Raw genomic sequence first — 19,435 nt, forward strand, 5'->3', positions numbered from 1 at the left:
GCACCTCCGTGGTTGGCTGGCGCCATGCCAGCTTGACCACTTCAGTGTCGGCAAAAATCAGAAACCGCGGCGCACGCTTATTTGGCGGCGTTGACGCTGCCGATGCCCGATACCGACTTGTGCACCACCTTGGGATTGCCGTAATACACCAGTTCGCCCATGCCGCGCACCACGGCATTGAGTTCGCCCGAGGAATACACCTTGACCGAGCCGATGCCGTCGAAATTGACGTCGACATTTTTTGCTTTCAGTTCGTGCGTGTCAACTTCGCCTACGCCTTGCGCTTTCAGGCGCAGCCAGTCGACCTGGCCGTCGGCCAGCAGCCGGCCGGCACCTTTGTAGCTGATATCGACGCGTGGACCGCTCAGTTTGGTCAGGATTTTTTCGCCGGCGCCTTCGGCAATCAGCTTGCGCAGTTGCGGCATGGTGACGATCACGCGCGGATCGTTCTCGGCTTTCTTGCTGTCCTTGTCCTTGAGGGAAATGCGCAGCTCGCCGTCAACGACTTCCGTGACGGCATTGGCGAGAAATTTCTGGTCGCCGCGCAGCGTGACGCTATGCTGCTTGCCGGACTCGACTTCAATGCTGATCGCACCGCGGATATCGATGGCGTTAAATGGCGCGGCCGCGCGTTTCTGTTCATCAGCATGGGCCAGAGTCGATACAGCCAGGCAAGCAAAGGATACGGCAGCAAGCAGGGGCAGCGGGCGCATAACGGTTTCCTTAGATAGTTGATAAGTGTATTCTAGAGCGCAACATCGTCCTTGGGGAAAAAACCGTCGCGTCGTCGCGGCCAGCCGCGCGCCCTGCGTGACACTGCTGGTCTATGCTGTTGCGATCAGTATCTTGGGAGCAGGAATGAAAAATTATCAGAAGGAAGATTACCCGGTCGCCAATATCCGCCGTTTTCTCGAACCCGGTCCGGTGGTGCTGGTCAGTTCAAGCTGGAAGGGTGAGCAGGGCATCATGACCATGGGCTGGCATATGCTGATGGAATTTACGCCGTCGCTGCTGGGCTGCTTTATTTCCGAAGCCAACCACAGCCATGAAATGATCAAGCGCAGCATGGAGTGCGTGATCAATCTGCCGACGGCCGATATGGTTGACCAGGTAGTGGCGATCGGCAATTGCAGCGGTGAGGATACCGACAAATTCGCCGCTTTCGGCCTGACGGCGCAGCCGGCCGAGCAGGTCGGCGCGCCCCTGATCGCCGAATGCTACGCCAACTTCGAATGCAAGCTGGCGCAGGTGGCAGGCAACCCGCGTGGCGGCTTCTTTATCTTCGAGTGCGTGAAAGCCCATGTGGCCACCTCGCCCAAGCTGCCTGAAACGCTGCATTACCGGGGCGATGGCGAGTTCATGGTATCGGGCCGCACCATCAGCCGCAAGAGCCTGATGAAGCCTGAAATGCGTTAGATCACGCCCTGCGCCAGCATCGCGTCAGCCACCTTGACGAAGCCGGCAATATTGGCGCCGTCGACATAGCTGACGGAGCCGTCGGCGCGCGTGCCGTATTGCTTGCAGGCGGCATGGATGCCCTGCATGATCTGCAGCAATCGCGCATCGACTTCTTCGCGCGGCCACGAGATACGTTCGGCGTTCTGGCTCATTTCCAGGCCCGAGGTCGCCACGCCGCCGGCATTGCTGGCCTTACCCGGCGCATACAGCACGCCCGCTTCTTCAAACGCCTTGGCCGCTTCGATGGTGGTGGGCATATTGGCGCCTTCAGCCACGCACAGCACGCCATTGGCAATCAGCGTGCGGGCGTCTTCGATGCCCAGTTCGTTTTGCGTGGCGCACGGCAGCGCGATATCGACCGGCACCTGCCACGGCGAGGCGCCGGCCTCAAAGCGCGCGCCGGTGCGCGCGGCGTAGTCGCTGACGCGGCCGTACAGATGGTTTTTCACTTCCATCAGGATCGCCAGTTTTTCGGGTGTAAAGCCGTCTTCCTCGATCACCGTGCCGCTCGAATCGGACACCGTCAGCACCCTGGCGCCCATGGCCATGGCTTTTTCCACCGCGTACTGCGCCACGTTGCCCGAGCCGGAAACCGACACGCGCAGACCCTTGAACGAGCGGCCGCGCGTTTTCAGCATTTCCTGCGCAAAATACACCGTGCCGTAGCCGGTCGCCTCAGGGCGCATCAGCGAACCGCCAAAGCTGATGCCCTTGCCGGTAAACACGCAGTCGGCACGGTTGCTGAGCTTTTTCATCATGCCGGCCATATAGCCGACCTCGCGCCCGCCGACGCCGATATCGCCAGCCGGCACGTCTGTGTCCGAACCGACATGGCGGAACAGTTCGCTCACAAACGCCTGGCAGAAACGCATCACCTCGCCCGAACTTTTGCCCTTCGGATCGAAGTCGGAGCCGCCCTTGCCGCCGCCCATCGGCAGGGTGGTCAGCGCATTCTTGAACGTCTGCTCGAACGCCAGGAATTTCAATACCGACAGGTTGACGGACGGATGGAAACGCAGGCCGCCCTTGTACGGGCCGATGGCCATGCTGTGCTGGATGCGGTAGCCGCGATTGACCTGCACCTGGCCATGGTCGTCCACCCACGACACGCGAAACATCATCACGCGCTCCGGCTCGACCAGGCGTTCCAGCAAGCCTTGCTCCGCATACTTCGGATGTTTCTCCAGGAACGGCCACAAGCTCTCCATCACCTCCGTGACAGCTTGAATGAACTCCGGTTGACCAGGATTGCGGGCGGCGACTTGTTGAACGTACTCGTGAGCAGATGCGTATTTCATCAAAATTCCATGGAGGTAAACGATTGATCGAGCAACTATCTTCGCATAATTTTGCACGAAAATGGTGCGGAAATTTGGTTGGTGAAATTTTCTGCTACAAAATGTGGCGAAAAGAGGGTGTCAGACGAGGGGGTATAGGGTTTTTCAGTTGCACAGGAACGGCTTGGCTAAACCACCAATACTCAGGCCAGTCGACAGATCGAAGCCAAAATGGCATCGGTAACCATTTTGTTTGTTGTACGTACAGAGCAGCATGTCACGCTGGCGCAACCGCAGCGATTGGGAAGGGCAGGCGTCTTTCAGGTCAGGGCCGAGCATGTCAAACAGTTCTTTGGCTGATCGATCCCTGATTTCAAAAGCGATCTTGTTGTCGCCCGTGACCGGTGCCACCATGTCGTCCTGATAGCCGCCATACAGCAAGTATTTACCTGCAAAATCGCGGTAGATCAGTTGCAGGATGGCCAAGCTGTCTGTTGCGAGCAGGCACGCCGCCACGACAGCAATGCCAGACCACACGTACTTTAGCGTCAGCATATGCTGCCTCCGATACTGCGCCCGCTCTGCAAGTCGAAACCGAAGTTGCAGCTGTAGCCATCACGCTTGTGGCTCATGCAGACGATCTCAGCGCGCTGACGTATGCGTTGTTCCCCGTCTGCCCCACAGACATTGCGCAGATCGGGGCCGATGGCGTTGAATATCTTTTGCGCGACATCTCCTTTGATCCGGTATGCAATGTGCTTGTTGCTGCTGGTAGGCGTATAGGGATCTCCAAGTCCACCGCCATAAATCAGATAGCGGCCTTGAAACGGTTGATAGGAAAAGGTCCATCCTGAGGCAGGGCGTGCCAATGCCGCAATCATAGTTAACGCTATCACCATCATCAACGCCCTATGCATTTTTAGTAATCCTGATTTTTTATGGTCACGTGAAAATGATCATCATGCCGCATCAGAGGGCGAACCCGTGGGATGGCCGTATCATTAAAGTAGATGACTCGAATATAGGTAAAATTAAAAAAAAGCGCTATCAACCTGGCTGTGGCATTTTGATCATATTGCGCATCAAATCTGTTTACAGGCTGTTGTAATTGATCTTTCCGTAAAGGTCGAACGTCAAGGTCCAAACCACTGCGGTGACTTCTGTGTCCTTCATATGCAGCGCCTGAGGCAAGACTAATATTGCCAAAGCCACTTTCTGCTGTCGATTTGTTGCCATAATTGCTCAACCTGCAATATTAATGACAGTAATTTTGGATGGCCATATTGGCCTGCGCCATTGGGAGGCGTGCCGTAGGTGTAATAAGCGGCTCCTTCAGGCCTTTGTGGAAGGTTAAAGTAGCCACGCGTATCCATTGGTTGTAGCTCAAGCATGCTATTGCCTGTCATTGTGATATGGGTGCAGTTGATCGTCTTTCAGTGATTTTTGTCCTTGGGAGATTTTAAATATTGCGGTGGATTAAGGCTGATGCATTTTGTGTTTTGAGCGTCGTCACCGGAGTTGGAGCCGTGCGTGTATTCCTGGCACGGCCAGTGCGGCTGCTGGTGTGGAGGTACAGCCTCTTCTTTCTTTATGCCACGGTAGTTCCCCTCGACGTATGCCTGCTACGCAATGCCGGGCATAGCTGCTCAAAAGGACAGCAATTGATGGCCGTGCTTGTCCAGTGCCGCATCTGACATCGCGTTGATCTTTACAGATACCGCGCCAGCATCGCCCGTTCCAGCGCTGCATCGAGTTCGATACGCACGAAGTGGCCGCTGCCTGGCGCCACACTGATTTCCTCGCCGCTATCGGACAGCATGCGCGTGACGACGATATCGCGGTTGCCGGCCGGGTGCATCGCTTCGAGGCGGTCGCCCACGCTGAAGCGGTTCTTGACGTCGATCCGGGCCCAGCCGTTTTCCACCGCCAGCACATCGCCGACATACTGGCTGCGGTTCAGTTCCGACACGCCGCGCATATAGTTCTGGTGGGCTTGCGTATGGTGGCGCTGGTAGAAGCCGTCGGTGTAGCCGCGGTTGGCCAGGCCTTGCAGCTGGCCCAGCAGGCCGGTGTCGAACGGGCGGCCGGCGACGGCGTCGTCGATGGCCTGGCGATATGCCTGCGCCGTGCGCGCCGCGTAGTACAGCGACTTGGTGCGGCCTTCCACCTTCAGCGAATCGACGCCGATTTTCACAAGCCGCTCGATATGCTCGATCGCGCGCAGGTCCTTGGAATTCATGATGTAGGTGCCGTGCTCGTCTTCCATGATCGGCATCATCTGGCCTGGGCGCTGGGCTTCCTCGATCAGGTAGGCGCGGTCGGCCAGCGGGTGGCGCGGCTGCTGGTGCAGCGCCGAAAAGGAATTGTTGGCCTCTTCCAGCGCCTGCTCGAAGTGTAGCGGCACCACCTGCATGGGCGCGTAGTCGCCGGTGGCGTCTTCGGCCGCATCGCCAACCTTGTAGTCCCAGCGGCAGGAATTGGTGCAGGTACCCTGGTTCGGATCGCGGTGGTTAAAGTAACCCGACAGCAGGCAGCGGCCCGAGTAGGCGATGCACAGCGCGCCATGGACAAACACTTCGAGTTCCATTTCCGGGCAGCGCTGGCGGATTTCCTCGACCTCGTCGAGCGACAGTTCGCGTGACAGGATCACGCGCGTCAGGCCCATGCGGTGCCAGAACTTCACGTCGGCCCAGTTGACGGCGTTGGCCTGCACCGACAGATGCACGGGCACCTCGGGCCACTTGTCGCGCACCATCATGATCAGACCCGGGTCGGCCATGATCAACGCATCGGGGCGCATGGCAATCACCGGCTCCATGTCGCGCAGATAGGTTTTCAGCTTGGCGTTATGAGCAAAGATATTGCTGGCGACAAAGAATTGCTTGCCGCGCGCATGCGCGCCGTCTATGCCTTCCTGCAGCGACTGCAGCGAAGAAAAATCATTATTGCGCACGCGCAGGCTGTAGCGGGGCTGGCCCGCGTAGACGGCGTCGGCGCCGTAATCAAAGGCAGCGTGCATTTTGGCCAGGGAGCCGGCAGGGAGGAGCAGTTCGGGAGCGCGTAGCATGGTGGAGGCGGGCAAAGCTTTTGATGGTAGGGGGCTTGTGCGGGTTTTGCATTGATGCGCGTCAAGGATTTGGGTTTTGGAATTACCCCGAACGGCGAAAGGCTGGGATCGGATGCGGGCGCCCACCCCCTCAGGGTTCGACCCCAGTTCTGCTGGTGGGTTAAAAGACCTTGGAAAGTGTTGCACTCCAGCCACGCCACATCAACCCTCCAGCCCCTGCAAGCACTACTGATACTCGCCGCCAGCAAACGAAGACTTGTTACAATCCTATTTTTAAATGATAATAGTTCTCATTTAAATCTGAGGCGTGCATTGTGGATGTGAGTTACGAGAGTCTGTATCGGGAACACCGCTCCTGGCTGATCAGCTGGATGCGAGCCAGGCTCGGACATTGCTCCGACCGCGCTGCCGACTTCGTACACGACACCTTTGTACGCATCCTGCAGTCCGGTACGCAAGCTGCCGATATTGCCCAGCCGCGCCCCTATCTCACCACGATCGCTCGCGGCCTGATGGTTGACCATTTTCGCCGCAACGACCTTGAAAAAGCTTATCTGGATGAACTGGCGCACATTCCCGAAGCGCTGCAGCCGTCACCGGAAGAGCGCGCCATCCTGCTGGAAACTCTGCTGACGATCGACCGCATGCTGAACGGCCTGGGACCGAAAGTGCGCCAGGCTTTCCTGCTGGCGCAGATCGACGGCCTTGACTATGCAACAATTGCGCAAGAACTCGATGTATCCGTGAGCAGTGTCAAACAATATATGCGAAAGGCCGTCTTGCAATGCCTGAAATGTCTGTAAGCCAGGCAGAGCTGGAAGACCTGCATCTGGAAGCGGCCGCCGACTGGTTTGTGTCGCTGTCAGAAGAAGGTAGCGCAGAGGCGCGTCGACGCTGGCAGGCCTGGCACGATGCGGCGCCGGCGCACCAGCAGGCCTGGGAAAAGGTCGAGCGATTGCAAAGCCTGCTGGCCGGCGCGCCATTGCAGGCTTCCCACGTGCTGCGGCAACCCTCGCGCAAGCCGGAACGCAAGTCGCGGCGCCAGCTGATGTCGTTTATCGGCGTGGCGTTTGCCGCTGGCATGGGATCGGTGTTTCTGCCCACCGCACCGCAGCGACCGGCCACGCGCTGGATCGCTACCGCACGCGGCGAACGGCGCAGTGTGACGCTGCCGGACGGCGGTCGCGTCTGGCTGAGTTCAGGCACCCGCATCGGCATCGCCTACGATGGACAGCATCGCGATATTTATCTGGCGCAAGGCGCACTACAATTGACCAGCGGCAGCGATCTGCGTCGTCGTCCTTTGCGCATTCTGTCGCGCGATGGCGTGGTGCGCCCGCTTGGCACGCGCTTGACGGTGACCCAGTTTGCCGCGCACAGCGTACTGGCAGTGCAGGAGCATGCGGCTGAAGTGCTTACGCATAACGGCCACGATGATCCGGCCGTGCGCCTGAAGGCTGGCCAGCGCGTGCGCTTTTCCAGCAGCGCGTGCGGCCGCGTGCACAATTCCAGCTTTGGCGACGACGCCTGGACGCGCGGCCTGCTGATGGCGATGGACTTGCCGCTGCCCGAATTTGCCGCCCAGTTTGCGTTGTACTCGGGGCAGTCGGTCGAAGTGGCGCCGGCGCTGGCCAGCCGGCGCGTGTCCGGCACCTACCAGATCGATGCGCCGGGACGTTCGCTGCAGACGCTGGCCGATGTGCTGGCGATCCGCGCCGAGCGTACGGAGATGGGCTGGCGCCTGCGGCCGTAAAAACAGGCCATAAAAATATTTAAAAAAGTCTGTCCTTTTCCGCTTCTGCTTCGGCCTACAGATAAGCCCATTATTTGTAGACGAAAAATGAATCCTGTTGCCAATAACGCTGTCCCTTCTTCTGTTTCCCGCAAGCGCGGCCTGCGCATGCGTCCTGTGTTGGCTGCCATGCTGGCCGCTGGCGCGATCCTGCCGGTCTTTGCTGCCGAGCCTGCCGTGCGTGCGATGCCGGCCAAAGTCTATGCGCTGCCATCGGCGCCGCTGGCCGATGTGCTGAACCGCTTTGCCGCCGAGTCCGGCGTAGTGCTGGTGTTCGACGCCGACCAGTTGCGCGGCGTGCAATCGAAGGGACTGCAGGGCAAATACGATGTGTCGTCCGGTTTCCAGGCGTTGCTGGCCGAGTCGAAATTTGAAGTAGTGATGGGCGCGTCGGGCGGTTATATGCTGCGTGCGCGTCCTGCGCCGGTACGCGACGAGCAGGCGGCGCTGGAGCGCCGCGGCTCGCATACCCTGTCGGAAATCACCGTGGAAGCGTCCACGCTGCCGACGGTGGAGCGCCTGGACCGCGAAATGATCCGCAATATGCCGGCCATTAACGGCGACATGACCAGCCAGCTCAAACTCAACCCGAATATCCAGTTCGACGAATCGGCACTGGCCGCTGCCACCGGTGGCGAGATTGCACCGGCTGAAATCAGCATACACGGCGCCAAGCCCTACCAGAATGAAATCCTGGTCGACGGCATTTCGATTTCCAATGATATCGATCCGGGCAACAAGGTCACGTCCACCAGTGTCGACCAGATTCCGGGCGCCTCGCAGGCGCTGGCGATTGACAGCAGCATCCTGTGCGAAATCGATGTCAAGGATTCCAATGTATCGGCCGAATACGGCCGCTTTACCGGCGGCGTCGTCAGTGCGACGGTCTGCTCGGCACGCAAGAAGTTTGGCGGCAATGTCTCGGTCGGCTATACGTCGTCGGACTGGAGCAAGCTGTATATCGATCCGGCCCGGCAGGAAGAATTCGAGAACTCGTCCAGTGACCAGTTGCAGCCAAGGTTCAGGAAGTGGACTTACAAGACTACCGTCGAAGCGCGTCCGAGCGAAGACTGGGGCGTGCTGATGAACGTGGTGCGCCGCAAGTCGGAAATTCCGCTCAAGCGCTTCTCGACTGAAAACGCCAATACCACCACCAGCCGCGAAGTAACGCAGACGCGCCAGCAGGACACCTTGCTGGTCAAGGCTGACTACACGCCCGCAGGCAGCCGCCACAAGGGCGAGGTCACGATGGTGTACGCGCCATCGTCCAATACCTACTTCATGGAAAACTACCGCGACAGCAATTACACCATCGACAGCGGCGGCCTGAACCTGAGCGGCAAATGGGAATCGCGCTATGACCTGGCAAAGCTGACCCACCAGGTATCGTATTCGAAGAACGAACAGTCGCGCCGCAGCGATGTGGATTACTACCGCGCATGGCGCTGGTCGGATGACAAGAACTGGGGTGACCCGACCCGCACCAATCCGACCAGTGGCGAAGGCGCGCGTGGCGATATCGACCAGGAAGTGCGTACCGTGGCCTACAAGTTCGGCGCCGCTTTCATGCCATTTAACCTGGGCAGTACAAAACACCGCGTCAACGCCGGCCTGGAACTGCGCCGCCAGGATGCCGATTACGAGCGCCTGCGCGATCACTTTTACTACCTGACGCCTAGCAACCTGCTGACGACCGGCAACTCTTCGCGCTGCATGATGCCCGATGGCACAGTCGATACGCAAGCCTGCTCGACCACCCGGCCGCTGCGTTATACCGCAGGCCAGTATTTCGGCCGCCTGATGACCTATCGCGCAGGCAAATTTGATGTGAGTAACAATTCCTGGGCCGCTTATGCGGAAGACGAAGCAACCTGGCGCGACCTGTCGCTGCGCGTCGGTGTGCGTGGTGACAGGGACAGCCTGGCTGGCGGCACCAATTTTGCGCCGCGCCTGCGCCTGGGCTGGCAGGCAACCGACCCGCTGTCGCTCGATGTGGGGGCCAATCGTTACTATGGCCGCAGCATGTTTGCCTTTGCCCTGCAGGAAAAAGCCAACACGCTGCTGGCAACCCAGACGCGTACCAGCAACCTGGTCTGGGGCACTCCTGTTATCAGCCGCCCGCTTAATCGACTGGAAGACATGAAGTCGCCGTACGACGATGAATTCACGGTAGGCGGTACCTATGAGTCCCAGGCGCTGGCGGGCCCGGTCAGCCTGCGCTTTACGCGTCGTACCGGCAAGGATCAGGTAGTACGCCTGGTGCGTTCGGGCCAGGCCGACTGCAATGGCGGCACCTGCTACATCTTCAGCAATGATGGCGGCAGCGTCAGCAAGGACGTGACCCTGAGCTGGTCGAACTCGCGTGCCTTCAAGATCGGCGATGTGGCCAACCGCATGTGGGTGGCCGTCAACAAAAGCGATGTCGAGTCCAACTACGCCACCTATGCTGAAAACTATGGCAATGCGATGCTGCGCGACGACCTGATCCGCTACGACGGCAGAATCATCCGCAACTCCGAGCGTCCGGCCGAAAACTACAACCGTCCGTGGACGCTGCGCATCGGTGCCATGAGCACCTGGCCCGCACAAAGCCTGACGGTCAGCAATATCCTGCGCATCCGTGGCGGCTACGAAAAAATCCTGCGCAACGGCAGCTATGTATATGAGGGCGCGTCGCTGGAGAATTACGAGAAAACCCGCCTGCCGCAATCGAATGCCATCGATACCGTGGTGAACTGGAATCCGCGCGTCTACCGCAGCCAGCGTCTCGATGTAAAACTGACGATTGAAAACATCACCAACCAGAAAAACAAGATGACGGTCAATGACACCTATGCCAGCTACGAGCGCGGCCGTACCTTTGCGCTGGAAATTGGCTATGGCTTCTAAGTTGACGTCGCCACGGCGCTGGCTGGCCGCCGGCGCAGCGTTGGTGCTGGCGGTGCTGGTGCTGCCGCAGGCGGTGATGGCAGCAGACGCGTTTCGCTGGAGCAAGGAAGTCCAGCGCGGCCAGCTCGACAACGGCCTGAACTACTACATCATCAATACCGGTGATGCTGGCAAGCAGGTCTCGCTGCAGCTGTTGGTCAAGGTCGGCTCGCTCGACGAGCGCGACGACCAGTCCGGCGTTGCGCATATGGTCGAGCATATGGTGTTCCACGCCACCCGCAAGTATCCGGCTGGCCTGAAGCAGCATATGGAAAGCCTGGGCTGGCGCATCGGCGTGAACTACAACGCGCAGACCAACTTCGAGCGCACGCTGTATATGCTGACTACCGACAGCAAGGCGGGCAGCGTGGAAGCCGGGCTCGATGTGCTGGCGCAGTTTGCCGGCGGCGCGTTGATCCCGGCCGATGCGCTGGAGCCGGAACGCCAGATTATCCTGGAAGAGTGGCGCACCAAGCTCGGCGTGCGCGAGCGTATGGACCGCCAGCGCCGCGCCTTGCTGCGCGCCGGCTCGCTCTACCCGGAACGCCCGACCATCGGTACTGAAAGCAGCATCCGCCAGCAGCCGGCGCAAACCCTGCGCCGTTTCTACAGCGACTGGTATCGTCCCGGCAATATGGCTTTGTTGGTCGTCGGCAATGTCGATGCCAGCGCCTTGCAACCGCTGATCACGCAGTACTTCAAGGACCTGGTGCCGGCCGCTTTGCCGACGCGCAATTCACCCGATCCCGAGCTGCATGATCAACTGCGCGTCGCTCAGTTGCAGGACCCCGAAAACAGCGCCAGCCAGGTCGGCTGGCTGCTGCGTTTTCGCGAAGACAAGCGCCAGGACGTCGACGGCATGCGCGCGCGCCTGATCGACCGCATTGCCGAGCGTGCCCTGCGTAGCCAGGTACGCCGCCTGGCCGTCAAGCTGCCAGCTGGCGTCAGCTCGCTCAGCAGCAGCCGTGGCGGCCTGGGCGAGTCGACCGGTTCGCTGGGCTTTGTGGCCAGTGTCAGCGTCGATGGTCATCAGGCCGGTTTGCAGCAATTGCTGCTGCTGCAGGAGCGCCTGCGCCGAGATGGTCTCAATGCCGGCGATATTGCCAGGGAAATGGCCGAAGTGCGGCGCCTGAATGACAAAGGCCCGTCGCAGCAGGCCGACCGCGAACTGAACGGCTGGCAGGCGATGCTGGCCGACGCCGTGCAGGCCGATCGCATCCTGCAGGACCCGCTGCAAAAGCAGGAGCAGATCAGCGCTATCGTGCGCGAGCTGAAGCCGGCCGATATCAATGCACGCCTGCAACAGTGGCTGGCTGCGCCTGATCGCCTGCTGTTTATGCTGGCACCTGGCATGAGTCCGGTCAAGCTGCCAACAGCTGCGCAGGTGCTGGCGCAACAGAAGAAGCTGGCCACGGCTGCCTTGCCGCCCTTGCTTGCCGATAAAAAAGCCGCAGCCGCACCGGCCAGCCTGCCCGAACTCGACAGCAGCGGCGCCATCGTGCGCGAGGACGATCTGGGTCACGGCGTGCAGCGCTGGACGCTGGCCAATGGTGATGTGGTGGTCTGGCAGCCTCAGCCGAAAGAAACCGTGATGCGCTTTGCCGCGCATGCCGGCGCCGGCTACCGCCTGCCTGGCGCGCCGACCTGGCAATGGCAGCTGGCCGCGCAACTGGGCAATGAGTCGGATCTGGCCGGACAGCAGGAGGGCGAACTGGCGCGCTGGAGCACGGCGCGCAAGGTGAAACTGTCGCAGCAGCAAAGCGAGACACAGCTGATCTACAGCGCCGGCGTGCCGGCTGCGCAACTGGAAGACCTGCTGCGCCTGTATGCCGCGCGCCAGTCGCAGACCGGGATCGCATTGCCAGCCTTGATCTCCGCGACCGATCAGCTGGCGCGCCAGATGGCGCGCCGTCCCGATACCGCCAGCGAACAGGCCAGCGCGCAACTGAGCAAGCTGCGCTATGGCGAGCTGCCGCTGGACCAGTATCCGGATGAAGCTGCCTTGCAGGCGCTGGCCACGCCAGCCGGGCTGGCAACGGTGGGCCAGCAATGGACGCAGCTTGGCGCCTATCCGGTGACGTATTTCATCAGCGGTCCGGCCGACAGTGCGCAGATGAAAGAGCTGGCTGCGACCTGGCTGGCCGGCATTGCCCGCAAGGCCGGCAGCCAACCGGCCCAGCCGCTGGTGCAGGCCGATGGCTACCATGAAGCGCGCCTGGCGGTCAGCCTGGAGCCGCAAGGCAGCGTGCGCGCTGTGGCCAGCCAGGCCATGCCCTGGTCGCCCGAGCGCGCTGCGCAGACGGCCATTTTGTCGCGCATCGCTTACCGCCAGCTGCGCCAGGAACTGCGCGAGAAAGAGGCTGGTATTTACCGGCTCAATTACAAGCTCAGCCTGGACCCGCAAAGCCGTCTGCAAAGCGAGCTGTCGTTTACCTCGGCGCCGGAACGCCTCGATGCGCTGTGGAGTGCGGCCCTGCGTGTGCTAGAGCGCCTGCCGTCCCAGCTCGACACGGCCATGCTGAACGAGGAAATCGCCCGCCTGCGCAGCAGCGAAGCCCAGCGCACCAGCGACGCCGGCACCCGCTTTGCCCGTTTGCAATTGAGCTACACGCAATACGGCGATGCCCGTTACCTCGATGACAGCAAGCAACTGCTGGCCGGCGTGACTGCCGACAGCGTGCGCGCACTGGCGCAGGAGTTCCACCTGGCGCGCGACCTGGCGGTGGTCAAGGTAGTGCCGAAGGAGGGTGGTGCGAGCCACTAGACTGCAGACGTTCATGAAAACGCCAATCTTCGGATTGGCGTTTTTTTTAACCCGAACGGCGAAATGCAGGCGGCTGATCCCGGTCCTTGTCTTCGAGTTAACAATAACCTTGCTCACCTGCTACAAATGTGGCATGCTACAAATGTAGCTACCAACCACATACTCAGGGAAGATCAATGAATACACGCGCTTGGACGTTGAAACTGGCCGGCTTGCTGTGCGCCGCTTTGTGCATGGTGTCGGCTGCGGCTGCAGACTTCGACGGCATGGTCAACGTCGGCAAGGGCCAGTTGCATGCGGTGAAAACCGGTGAAGGTGCCGCCACGATCGTGTTTGAAGCGGGCTTTGCCAGTGATCTGTCGACCTGGCGCAAGGTAGTGCCGCTGGTTGCCGGCAAGGCGCAGCTGGTCACTTATTCGCGCGCCGGCTACGGCAAATCGCCGTCACGCGCGCAAACGCTGTCGATGGCAGACAGCGTGGCCGAGTTTTCCGAGCTGCTGGCGCAACTGAAGGTGACCGGGCCGGTCATCCTGGTTGGCCATTCATATGGCGGCTTCCTGATCCGCGCGTTTGCCGCCAGCCATCCACAGCAGGTGGCTGGCATGGTGTTTGTCGATCCGGCCGATGAAGGGCTGGAAACGGTGTTGCGCGGCATCGATCCGGTACGCCTGCAGCAGGATCAGCGCATGCTGGTCGACAATATTCCCGCCAAATGGCAGGGCGATTTGCAAATGATCCAGTCCATGCTCGATGCCGGCAAACTGCCTGCGATGGCCGCGCTGCCTGATGTGCCGGCGGTATTGATTACTTCCGTGCGGGCACGCGCCGGTTCCGACTTTTACCAGGAAACGCCAGAGGTGATCCGCATCAAGCGCGAGCGCCATGGTGCCTTTATCAATCAATTCTCCAACGGCGCCCATCTGTTTACGTCGCGCAGCGGCCACGCGATACAATCGCAGCAACCCGAACTGGTGGCGTCCGCCATCGATCAAGTGCTGGCCAGCCAGGTCAAACCATGAAAAAAACAACTGAAACCAACCCTGCCATCGGCCTTGAGGCACTGGCGCCGCGCGAGCGGCAAGTGGTCGAATGCGTCTACAAGCTGAGCGAAGCGACGGCTGCGCAAATCCAGGAAAGCATCGGCCCTGAATTGAGCAATTCGGCGGTGCGCGCCATGCTGACACGGCTCGAATCGAAAGGCGTGCTGTGCCACCGCGTTGACGGCCAACGCTACCTGTACAGCGCGGTGGTGCCGCAGCAGCAGGTGCGCGAGTCGGCGCTCAAGAAACTGGTGGGCACGTTTTTCAACAACTCCACCGCCAGCGCCGCCACGGCCTTGCTGGGCATGTCTGACAAGCTCAGCAGCAAGGAACTCGACGCTATCGAAGCGATGATCGCCAAGGCGCGCAAGGAAGGGCGCTAGTGGCCGGTACCGATCTTGCGCTGCTGCTGTTGAAACTCACAACAGTGGTGCTGGTGGTGCTGCTGGTACTGCGTCTGATGCAGGGCGCCTCGGCCGCGCGGCGCGTCTTTGCCAGCCGCTGCGCGCTGGTGGCGCTGTTGTTGATGCCGGCGATCTGGCTGGCCATGCCGCCGATGCCGGTACGGGTGCCACTGGCCGTATCGGCGTTGATCGATCCACCGCTGGTGATGCCGGCCGATATCTCTGCCATGCCCTTGCCGGCAGCTTTGCCGGCAACTGAGCAGGCCTTTGACGCGCCACAGCGCGCTGCCTGGCTGGGCCGTTTGCTGCTGGCGCTATACGCGGCTGGCGTGCTGCTGCATGTATGCCGGCTGGCGTTGAATCTGCGCCAGTTGAGACAGGTCGCTGCTGGCGCACAGCATGTGACGCTACCGAACTGGCAGGCCGCGCTACAGCGCTTGCACCCGCTAAATGCCAGGCGACCAGTACGCCTGCTGGTATCCGATACAATCGCTTCGCCATACAGCTGGGGCTGGCGCAACCCTGTGATCGTGCTCGACCCGCACAGCCTGGCGCAGGCCGATCCCGACGCCATCCTTGCCCACGAACTGGCGCATATCGGCCACCATGACTGGCCCGTGCTGATGCTGGCGCGTTGCCTGCTGGCGCTGTACTGGTGGCATCCGCTGATGTATCTGCTGGTGCGCCAGCTCGAACACGACACCGAATGCGCGGCAGACAACGCCGTGCTGGCAGCCGGCATCGCACCCTCGCATTATGCGCACGCGCTGGTGACGGTCTCGCGCCACGCTTTTGCCCAGTCGGCAACCCTGGCCAACCGCATTGCGGCACGCGGCGCCGCTTTGATGGCGCGTATTGCCGCGCTGCTTGAAGCGCACCGGCCGCGCGGGCGCGTGACTGCCGGCCAGTGGTGGGGCGGGGCGCTGGCCACCTTGCTGCTGGTTACTGTTGTTGGCAGTCTCAAGGTGCGCGGCGAAGAAGTGATCTGGCCCAGCCATTTGCTGCAGGCAGGCGCTGCCAATGGCGCCAGCGCCACCGAATTGCTCGACGCGCTCGATAACCCCAACTTCACCCAGCTGGCCACAGCCATGCGCGCACGCGATTTTGCACAGCGCCACGCGGTCGATATTGAATCGTTCCGCCAGCGCGCCGCCATTCCCGCACTGCTGCTGGCGCTGCGCGACCCGCACCCGCAAGTTCGCCGCCTGGCCGTCTGGGCCTTCTCCGAAATGCGCTTCCCCGAAACGGCCGCCGCCGTTGCCGTGCAGCTGGCCGATCCCGACCCCGGCGTGCGCGCCGAGGCCGCCGGCGCTCTTGGCGATATGGACGAACGCCGCTGGCTGAGCGCCATAATCGCCTTGCTGAACGACGAGCATGCCTACGTGCGCCAGCGGGCAGCGCACGCACTGGGCGACCTGCAGGCAATTGCCGCCGTCCCGATGCTCGAAGCGCGCCTGCTCGACCACGATGAGAAGGTGGCAAGCGAGGCGAAATGGGCGCTGAAAGAAATACGCGAATAGTGGTAGAAGCGCAAACAACAACGCCACCCGAAGGTGGCGTTGTTGAATATACTGCTTATTCTTGGTGGCCCGGGGCGGAATCGAACCACCGACACAAGGATTTTCAATCCTCTGCTCTACCGACTGAGCTACCAGGCCAAGGCGGCGAATTATAGCAGAGGGTTGGGCGACTTGACCAGTGCTGGCTGTGTCTAAACGCAACAAGCCGCCCAAAAGCGTGTTTTCCACACGCTTGGCTTGCCTTACTTCAGTGTACGCAGGAACAGTTCGTTGATGCGGCGGTACTGGTCGTACCAGGCTTCCGGCTGCACGAAGCCGTGGCGTTCCATCGGGTAGCTGGCCATTTCCCATTTGCTCTTTTTCAGCTCGATCAGGCGCTGCGACAGGCGTACCGAGTCCTGGTAGAACACATTGTCGTCGATCATGCCGTGCGCGATCAGCAGGTTGCCGGTCAGCTTGTCGGCGTATTCGATCGGCGACGAGATGCGGTACGCCTCCGGGTCAACTTCCGGTGTATTGAGGATATTGGCCGTGTACTCGTGGTTGTAGGTGGTCCAGTCGGTTACCGGGCGCAGTGCGGCGCCGGACTTGAATACTTCCGGGGCGCGCATCAGGGCCATCAGGGTCATGAAGCCGCCATAGCTGCCGCCGTAGATGCCGACGTTGCTGATGTCGCCCTGGTGCTGGGCGGCCAGCCAGTTCGCGCCGTCGATAAAGTCTTCCAGTTCCGGGTGGCCCATCTGGCGATAGATGGCCGTGCGCCAGGCGCTGCCGTAGCCAAGCGAGGCGCGGTAGTCGACATCAAGCACGATAAAGCCCTGCTGCACCAGCAGGTTATGGAACATCTGCTCGCGGAAGTAAACCGGATAGCGTTCGGTCACGTTTTGCAGGTAGCCGGCGCCGTGCGCAAACATCACGATCGGATAGCGCTTGCCTGCTTCCAGCTGGGCCGGGCGATACAGCTTGGCCCAGATCGGCGCCGCGCCATGGGTGGATGGTACCTGCACCAGCTGCGGCAGGGTCCAGTTGCGGGCCTTGAAGGCGTCGCTGCGGGTATCGGTCAGTACGGTGGCCTTGCCGCCCGAGACCGGTACGGTAGCGAGCTGCGCTGGCAGATAGCTGGCGGAATAGCGCACCAGCAGCTTGCCGCCATCGGGCGACAGGCTGTAGTTTTCCACGCCTTTCAGGCTGGTCACTTCGCGCGCGCCGCCGTCTTTGGCGCTGCTGGCGCACACTTCATAGGTGCCAGGTGCCTGCGGGTTGCAGACAAAATAAGCGTGCTTGCCGTCGCGGCTCCACTCGACATCGCTGACCTCCCAGTTACCGTGGGTCAGGGCGCGCGCCGGCGCTTCGCCGGTTTTGGCGTACAGATGGGCGTAGCCGGTCTCCTCGGACAGATACCACAGCGTGGCGTTGTCGGGTAGCCAGCCGAACTGGTCGGCGCGGCGGTTGACCCAGGCTGCGTCGCTGATGCGGTGCTCCGGCACCAGCGTGCTGTTGGCCAGATCGACCGTGGCGATCCAGCGGTCCTTGTTGTCGATGGCGCGCACGCGCACGGCGGCGCGGTTGCCGTCGTCGCTCCAGGCGATGCCGTCGCGCAGCGCGTCGATGCGTACCGGGCGGTTGCCCTTGAGCGCAGGTAGTTTCTGTTCGGCGCGCAGGGCGGCCAGCGGGTCGATGGCGATGCCGGGCAGGGTGTCAAAAGCAATGTCGCGTACGCTGCCGGTGCGCAGGTCGGCCAGTTTCAGGCTTTGCGCGACCGGCATATTGCGGCCCACGCGCGTGCGTTCGTCGTCCGCTTCCGGGTAGCCCGTTTCGGTGACGTAGCGTGCCAGTTTGCCCAGCTTGCCTTTATCGGCGCTCTTGTCTTGCGTGACGAACAGCAGCCAGCGGCCGTTCGGCGAGAGCACGCTGCCGGAAATGGTGACTTTTTCACCGAGGTAAATCGGCTCGGGGGCGCGGGTCGGATCGAGGCGGCGCTCTTCATGACGGCGATCGAGGCTGGTTTCGCGGTCGGCTTTCTGGCGGGCCAGGTTGACGATCAGGCGCAGCTGCAGTTCGCGCTGGGCGTCGGCTTCGGGTTTGGCGTCGGGATCTTTTGCCGCGCGCAGCAGCGCCACCGGGGCGCTCAGTCGGTCGACGCGGTTCCAGCTGAACCAGTCGCTGCCGCTGCGGTACTGCACCGCGCTGCCGTCGCTCGAATATTGCGGATCGCTGATGGCCGACACGCCGCGCGTAATCTGCGTCAGCACACCGCTTTTCAGGTCGCGCTCGAACAGGTCGCCGTTGCGCAGCAGGATCGCACGCGTGCCGGCGCGGTTGACGACAGTCTGCTGGCCGTCCAGGTTGGCCAATTGCGCATCATCGATCTTTTTAGCGCTGTTCAGTTTGTTGCCGGTGACCTGGAAGGTGTCGCGCAACGGCGAACCCAGGCGTTTTTGCTTGTAGTAAATCTGGCCGTTCCAGCCCCACCATGCCGCCTCGACGGGCGTGCCGATCCAGTCGGGGTCGGCCATGGCCTGGTCCAGCGTGATCGGGGTGGGTGGCGCCGGCGTATCAGCGCTGGCTGCTGGCAGGACTGGGGCGAACAGGGACAGGACAAGAAGAGGAAGTACCGGACGCATCGGAGGTCACTTTAAAAGGAGGCAAGACCGGTATTCTAGTGGAGTAGTTTCGTGGGGGAAATAGCGAAAAGCCAATGCAGCGTTGCAACCGGCAAACAAAAGCGCCAGCGTGCAAGGCTGGCGTTGGAAGAGGGCTGTCGCCGCTTATTTTTTCGGTGCGCTCAGGCATTCTTTCATGAACGCCTTGCGCGCATCGCCTTTCATATCCTTGGCGTCGGCATTGCAGGTTTTCATCTTGGTTTGCTGGGTAGGCGCAGGTGCTGCCTTGGCGCTCAGGCACTCTTTCATGAAAGCCTTGCGCTCATCACCTTTCTTGCCGCTTGCGTCAGCGTTGCAGGTTGCCATCTTCGATTGCTGGCTGTTGGCTGCCTTCGGTGCGTCGGCCGCAACCGCTGCGCTGCAGCATACAGCGAGAAGGGTGGCGGCAATGCTGGCGGTGAAAACGGTTTTCATGGCGTATCCTTTGGGATGGCGAGGGTTGTAGGGTGGTGCAATGGCAATTAACTATATGCATTTTCAGCATATTGCGCCACTGATATCGGTGGACTGATGCTTTTTTTC

Annotated in this window: 16 protein-coding genes and 1 tRNA gene; 8 read left to right on the plus strand and 9 right to left on the minus strand. The window is 61.1% G+C overall.

Translation table 11 applies throughout. From position 1 onward, the window contains the following. Window positions 1–77: 77 nt before the first annotated feature. Window positions 78–713 carry a GIN domain-containing protein gene (locus GCM43_RS15835; RefSeq protein WP_152245947.1) on the minus strand — a complete coding sequence of 212 codons (636 nt, stop codon included), beginning with the start codon at window positions 711–713 and terminating at the stop codon, window positions 78–80. Window positions 714–858: 145 nt separating this feature from the next. Here GCM43_RS15835 and GCM43_RS15840 point away from each other — a divergent pair, with 145 nt between their 5' ends. Continuing rightward, complete coding sequence (locus tag GCM43_RS15840; RefSeq protein ID WP_152245949.1) at window positions 859–1,416, plus strand: flavin reductase family protein; 558 nt, start codon at window positions 859–861, stop codon at window positions 1,414–1,416. Here the strand turns inward: GCM43_RS15840 and gdhA are convergent. From gdhA to trhP, 5 genes are all read right to left on the minus strand, one after another. Then, the gene (gdhA, locus tag GCM43_RS15845; protein WP_152245951.1) at window positions 1,413–2,756 is read right to left on the minus strand and encodes an NADP-specific glutamate dehydrogenase; all 1,344 of its coding nucleotides are present in this window, start codon (window positions 2,754–2,756) and stop codon (window positions 1,413–1,415) included. The genes GCM43_RS15840 and gdhA overlap by 4 nt on opposite strands. A gap of 144 nt (window positions 2,757–2,900) precedes the next feature. Beyond that, entirely contained in the window at window positions 2,901–3,290 is a 390-nt protein-coding gene (locus tag GCM43_RS15850; protein ID WP_152245953.1) for a hypothetical protein, read from the minus strand. Next, window positions 3,284–3,616, minus strand: a complete 333-nt coding sequence (locus GCM43_RS15855) for a hypothetical protein (RefSeq protein WP_152245955.1) — start codon at window positions 3,614–3,616, stop codon at window positions 3,284–3,286. The genes GCM43_RS15850 and GCM43_RS15855 overlap by 7 nt, the downstream gene beginning before the upstream one ends. A 312-nt stretch (window positions 3,617–3,928) precedes the next feature. Further along, complete coding sequence (locus GCM43_RS15860; RefSeq protein WP_152245957.1) at window positions 3,929–4,126, minus strand: hypothetical protein; 198 nt, start codon at window positions 4,124–4,126, stop codon at window positions 3,929–3,931. A gap of 317 nt (window positions 4,127–4,443) precedes the next feature. Then, a complete protein-coding gene (gene trhP, locus GCM43_RS15865) occupies window positions 4,444–5,802 on the minus strand; it encodes a prephenate-dependent tRNA uridine(34) hydroxylase TrhP (RefSeq protein ID WP_152245959.1) in 1,359 nt (452 codons plus the stop codon). A 314-nt stretch (window positions 5,803–6,116) separates the two neighbouring features. On the opposite strand from trhP, the gene GCM43_RS15870 reads away from it, so the two are divergent. From GCM43_RS15870 to GCM43_RS15900, 7 genes are all read left to right on the plus strand, one after another. Beyond that, window positions 6,117–6,605 carry a sigma-70 family RNA polymerase sigma factor gene (locus GCM43_RS15870; protein ID WP_152245961.1) on the plus strand — a complete coding sequence of 163 codons (489 nt, stop codon included), beginning with the start codon at window positions 6,117–6,119 and terminating at the stop codon, window positions 6,603–6,605. Continuing rightward, window positions 6,587–7,555, plus strand: a complete 969-nt coding sequence (locus tag GCM43_RS15875) for a FecR domain-containing protein (protein ID WP_152245963.1) — start codon at window positions 6,587–6,589, stop codon at window positions 7,553–7,555. Before GCM43_RS15870 ends, GCM43_RS15875 begins: the two co-directional genes overlap by 19 nt. A 147-nt stretch (window positions 7,556–7,702) precedes the next feature. Then, entirely contained in the window at window positions 7,703–10,483 is a 2,781-nt protein-coding gene (locus GCM43_RS15880) for a TonB-dependent receptor plug domain-containing protein (RefSeq protein WP_193315636.1), read from the plus strand. After that, on the plus strand, window positions 10,473–13,286 hold the full coding sequence (locus tag GCM43_RS15885; RefSeq protein WP_193315637.1) for a M16 family metallopeptidase: 2,814 nt from the start codon (window positions 10,473–10,475) through the stop codon (window positions 13,284–13,286). The genes GCM43_RS15880 and GCM43_RS15885 overlap by 11 nt, the downstream gene beginning before the upstream one ends. 176 nt (window positions 13,287–13,462) lie before the next feature. Next, on the plus strand, window positions 13,463–14,305 hold the full coding sequence (locus GCM43_RS15890; RefSeq protein WP_152245969.1) for an alpha/beta fold hydrolase: 843 nt from the start codon (window positions 13,463–13,465) through the stop codon (window positions 14,303–14,305). Then, a complete protein-coding gene (locus tag GCM43_RS15895) occupies window positions 14,302–14,709 on the plus strand; it encodes a BlaI/MecI/CopY family transcriptional regulator (RefSeq protein WP_152245971.1) in 408 nt (135 codons plus the stop codon). The genes GCM43_RS15890 and GCM43_RS15895 overlap by 4 nt, the downstream gene beginning before the upstream one ends. Then, window positions 14,709–16,250, plus strand: coding sequence for a M56 family metallopeptidase (locus GCM43_RS15900; protein ID WP_152245973.1), 1,542 nt, complete (start codon window positions 14,709–14,711; stop codon window positions 16,248–16,250). Before GCM43_RS15895 ends, GCM43_RS15900 begins: the two co-directional genes overlap by 1 nt. 62 nt (window positions 16,251–16,312) lie before the next feature. On the opposite strand, the gene GCM43_RS15905 is transcribed toward GCM43_RS15900, so the two are convergent. From GCM43_RS15905 to GCM43_RS15915, 3 genes are all read right to left on the minus strand, one after another. After that, window positions 16,313–16,388, minus strand: a tRNA-Phe gene (locus GCM43_RS15905). 104 nt (window positions 16,389–16,492) lie between these two features. After that, the gene (locus GCM43_RS15910; protein ID WP_152245975.1) at window positions 16,493–18,874 is read right to left on the minus strand and encodes a S9 family peptidase; all 2,382 of its coding nucleotides are present in this window, start codon (window positions 18,872–18,874) and stop codon (window positions 16,493–16,495) included. A gap of 144 nt (window positions 18,875–19,018) precedes the next feature. Next, complete coding sequence (locus tag GCM43_RS15915; protein WP_152245977.1) at window positions 19,019–19,327, minus strand: PsiF family protein; 309 nt, start codon at window positions 19,325–19,327, stop codon at window positions 19,019–19,021. Window positions 19,328–19,435 lie beyond the last annotated feature (108 nt).

This window comes from Janthinobacterium aquaticum (genome assembly GCF_009208565.1).
Taxonomy (GTDB): Bacteria; Pseudomonadota; Gammaproteobacteria; order Burkholderiales; family Burkholderiaceae_D; genus Janthinobacterium.

What these genes read in the sequence shown, in the direction of transcription:
- GCM43_RS15835 (WP_152245947.1), bottom strand. Translation starts at nt 713, where the DNA reads ATGCGCCCGCTGCCCCTGCTTGCTGCCGTATCCTTTGCTTGCCTGGCT.
- GCM43_RS15840 (WP_152245949.1), top strand. Translation starts at nt 859, where the DNA reads ATGAAAAATTATCAGAAGGAAGATTACCCGGTCGCCAATATCCGCCGT.
- gdhA (WP_152245951.1), bottom strand. Translation starts at nt 2,756, where the DNA reads ATGAAATACGCATCTGCTCACGAGTACGTTCAACAAGTCGCCGCCCGC.
- GCM43_RS15850 (WP_152245953.1), bottom strand. Translation starts at nt 3,290, where the DNA reads ATGCTGACGCTAAAGTACGTGTGGTCTGGCATTGCTGTCGTGGCGGCG.
- GCM43_RS15855 (WP_152245955.1), bottom strand. Translation starts at nt 3,616, where the DNA reads ATGATTGCGGCATTGGCACGCCCTGCCTCAGGATGGACCTTTTCCTAT.
- GCM43_RS15860 (WP_152245957.1), bottom strand. Translation starts at nt 4,126, where the DNA reads ATGCTTGAGCTACAACCAATGGATACGCGTGGCTACTTTAACCTTCCA.
- trhP (WP_152245959.1), bottom strand. Translation starts at nt 5,802, where the DNA reads ATGCTACGCGCTCCCGAACTGCTCCTCCCTGCCGGCTCCCTGGCCAAA.
- GCM43_RS15875 (WP_152245963.1), top strand. Translation starts at nt 6,587, where the DNA reads ATGCCTGAAATGTCTGTAAGCCAGGCAGAGCTGGAAGACCTGCATCTG.
- GCM43_RS15880 (WP_193315636.1), top strand. Translation starts at nt 7,703, where the DNA reads ATGCGTCCTGTGTTGGCTGCCATGCTGGCCGCTGGCGCGATCCTGCCG.
- GCM43_RS15885 (WP_193315637.1), top strand. Translation starts at nt 10,473, where the DNA reads ATGGCTTCTAAGTTGACGTCGCCACGGCGCTGGCTGGCCGCCGGCGCA.
- GCM43_RS15890 (WP_152245969.1), top strand. Translation starts at nt 13,463, where the DNA reads ATGAATACACGCGCTTGGACGTTGAAACTGGCCGGCTTGCTGTGCGCC.
- GCM43_RS15895 (WP_152245971.1), top strand. Translation starts at nt 14,302, where the DNA reads ATGAAAAAAACAACTGAAACCAACCCTGCCATCGGCCTTGAGGCACTG.
- GCM43_RS15910 (WP_152245975.1), bottom strand. Translation starts at nt 18,874, where the DNA reads ATGCGTCCGGTACTTCCTCTTCTTGTCCTGTCCCTGTTCGCCCCAGTC.
- GCM43_RS15915 (WP_152245977.1), bottom strand. Translation starts at nt 19,327, where the DNA reads ATGAAAACCGTTTTCACCGCCAGCATTGCCGCCACCCTTCTCGCTGTA.